At 45.4% G+C, this 3,145-nt stretch carries 2 protein-coding genes; both read right to left on the minus strand.

All coding sequences use genetic code 11. The features are described from left to right. Positions 1-299 precede the first annotated feature (299 nt). A complete protein-coding gene (locus tag EGJ86_RS24720; RefSeq protein WP_125836932.1) occupies positions 300-1,478 on the minus strand; it encodes a hypothetical protein in 1,179 nt (392 codons plus the stop codon). A gap of 14 nt (positions 1,479-1,492) precedes the next feature. Further along, positions 1,493-2,608 carry a nucleoid-associated protein gene (locus EGJ86_RS24725; RefSeq protein ID WP_125836933.1) on the minus strand — a complete coding sequence of 372 codons (1,116 nt, stop codon included), beginning with the start codon at positions 2,606-2,608 and terminating at the stop codon, positions 1,493-1,495. Positions 2,609-3,145 lie beyond the last annotated feature (537 nt).

Raw genomic sequence — 3,145 nt, forward strand, 5'->3', positions numbered from 1 at the left:
CGCTGAGTTCGGTATAAGACATAGGGGCAGCACCGTACCGGAAAGGTCAGGTGTTGCACTCAGTTTTTGCCGCCGCCTATGAGTGGTGCTTTCATAGCCTCAGTTGAACTCCAGTAACCAATCCCTATCTGGAAAGCATGCTTTGCGCTTCCGTATGGCAATCGATGAGGCGAGGCTTTCCGTCGACTTATCTCTATGCGCTCAGCCCACTGGCCAGTCCACTCGGATAGCTTTCGACATGGCGCCCCGTCTGCGGGTCGTAATCGCGAAAGCAACTGTGGATTAATAGTCCTTAGGGGCTAGCTAACAAAGACACTAAAGGCTTTGATAGCTTGATCTAGGTCATGAGAAATAATTCGCTCAGAACGTTCTATCAGTAGAAGAGTGACGAGAACCAAGATCATCCAGGCAATTCTAGTCAAAGAGGAGAGTTTTTTCTTGGCATCTACTGATGACGTGTCCAATTTAACACGAGATCGCTCTATCTCAGCTCTGACATCTTCTATACCAACAATTACATCATTATATTTTGAAACCGACTTCTTGAATTCTTCCCCCAAAAGGTCGATATGTTTCGTAACGTTTTTATTGAGAGAAGAGATCATCCAGGTGGTAATCAACAATCCTGTAAATATTATAAGGAAGTCCCAGGAATTCTTGGAGAATCGCAATATTGCACCAACTGCCACAACTCCACCAGGAATGGCAAAGGCTTTGGTTTGCTGCGACATGATGGCATCTTGTATTTTGCAAAGAAAGCTGACTCGCTCGTTTTCAATTTCAGAAAGAATTTTGTTTACTGAAAACTTACTTACATAGACCTTATAGCGCTCGCTATAGGCTTGGTAGAATTCCTTGACCCCCGACATAAGGCACCCAAAGTTTCTACTCTCTTCATCCTTGAAGAACTCAACAAGCGCCTCCCTCATGACGTGCTTGCGTTCATCGCAGTGTACATCATCGTCTTGATGTACCGCAGATTTAAGGGTCTCGGCCCTGCTGATAGCTAAACCATCAAAATTAATAGACAAGAAATCATCAATGCTCATTGCATACGGAATTTCAAGCTTTGTCAGATAGGATTCTTTGCTACTGAAGAAAATATATTTCATGGGCTGAGCATCATCACCCTCGTGATGGCACAACCCCTTCAGCATAGAGCGTAGCGCAAAATAAAACTTTAACCTATCCCTAAGGGCATCCATGTCCTGCGAACTAATCCCAATAACAAAATAATGCTCTGGCTCTTGGTCTTTAGCTCGGAGGGTGTGCCAGAGACTATCCACACTAACAAAGAAAGGAATGTATCTCCCCTGCCATGCCTCGCTAGTCATTAAATAAATTTGACCGGCAATGCTCTCAAGTTTTTCCGGATATTTGCATCCGATGCTTACTAGATATGTATGAATATCAGAGGGCGAAACAGAACTCGCATCAAGGATTATCTGCCCATCATCTAGGTAAATTTTATCTAGCATCCCTACTTACCTCATTATTTTTCAGAGCCGAGCCCCTTCAAGGAAAGAGAAGCTTCAGGTGGCAACTTAATAGTAAGGTAAGCAAAGTCCTTGTCGACACTCAAGTCGGCACTTTTGTCACCGATTGCGATAGCCTCTAGCTTGATACGCCCATCAAAGTCTCCTGATGGTAATTTTACATCTAAATAACCCATGTTCTTTGCTGCAATATGTGAGGGCTGAAACTCCTCGCTGACTTTGAAACGCTCAGAATTCTCGTTAATGAATTTATGAAATCTCCCATGATGAGGAGATTTAGGGGGCAAACATTTATCAATCTCTCGCTGGATCTCCGATAAATGCACACGCTCACCTGCTTTACTTTCAATATACGAGACAACCTTTGCGTGAATTTTTCTCTTTACTGTTGCAGTAAGATCATCACCTGCCTCTACAAAATAGGCCGTGAGTGCACTTTTAAGATTATCCACGCAAACCTTGCCTGGCACCGAGTCAGAACAACCTAGAGCAGAGTTGAAGAACTCACTCTTCGAGTTGCCCTTAATGAAATAAAGATAAGAATCACCTTTATTTTCTGGAAATGCTTTGGCGAACCCAGTCAAATCCATGCACGCAGCTTGTCGAAAATCTTGCAAATTTAAACTTTCGGTGTCTTTCGGGGTAAGATTTTCATCATTATCAAAATCATAGCCACCTTTCTTGCCCAGCATAACGACAAGGATCTGATCCCTCCCTTGTATATTTCTATAATGCGAGAATACGACATACCCTTCATTCAAGGAGCTACGATTTGGATCGTTGGCTTCATTGCACAGCCTCGCCATTACTCCATTCACTAGTGCTGCAAAGTCGCTGGTGGATAGATAGTTGGAAAAATTTTCAGCAGCAGACACTATGCCTGGATCGACGTAGCCGTAAATTCTTCCTCCACGTGAAAATTTCTTGCCAATCAAATTAACAAAATTCACGCAAATATTGGTGGAGAGATCCCAGTCCTTGCCCTTGGTGCTGTCGTAAAAAGTATGGCCACCAATGGAGCTCTTAAAAAATTTTGCAGCACATGCAGCAATAACCACAAGCCCTTTCTGTTCGGACTCGGTAATTGCCATTTCTTCCACTTGCTCTTCCATACTTCTTCTTTCACCAAAGTTATCAGCATCCAAAACCGTTACGCAGGCCAGTCGCTTTCTCGACCGAGCCCCCTACCCTTGCACGCCAGCAGCAAATTATTATTTGAAGAGCGCATGAACCTTTAATTGGGCGCTCGCTAGATCCGAGCGTAGTAGGTACTCATTGAGCCCGATCAATGCATGAACTCCATCAGTGCCGCGACAGGGTTGCTGGCGCTCAAGACTATCGATTAGCCCTGGGTAGCAGCCGACCGCCACCGTTTTACCATGTCGTTCGACCAGCAAAGGCGCAGAGGGAATCGGGCCACTGCTGCATGTATAGCCAGCTAATTCGAGGCTTGCTCGAAGCTGAGCAAGCGTCACCAACTGGTCGGTGCCCGGTGAACAGGCTGGAATTTCTCCTCGTATGGCGTAACGCAAGAGCGTCGCGCCCAAATGCCGATCAAGACGGTGTTGAAGGGGCGGCGGCAAAAACTGAGTGCAACACCTGACCTTTCCGGTACGGTGCTGCCCCTATGTCTTATACCGAACTCAGCG

Source organism: Pseudomonas sp. o96-267 (genome assembly GCF_003935465.1).
GTDB lineage: Bacteria > Pseudomonadota > Gammaproteobacteria > Pseudomonadales > Pseudomonadaceae > Aquipseudomonas > Aquipseudomonas sediminis.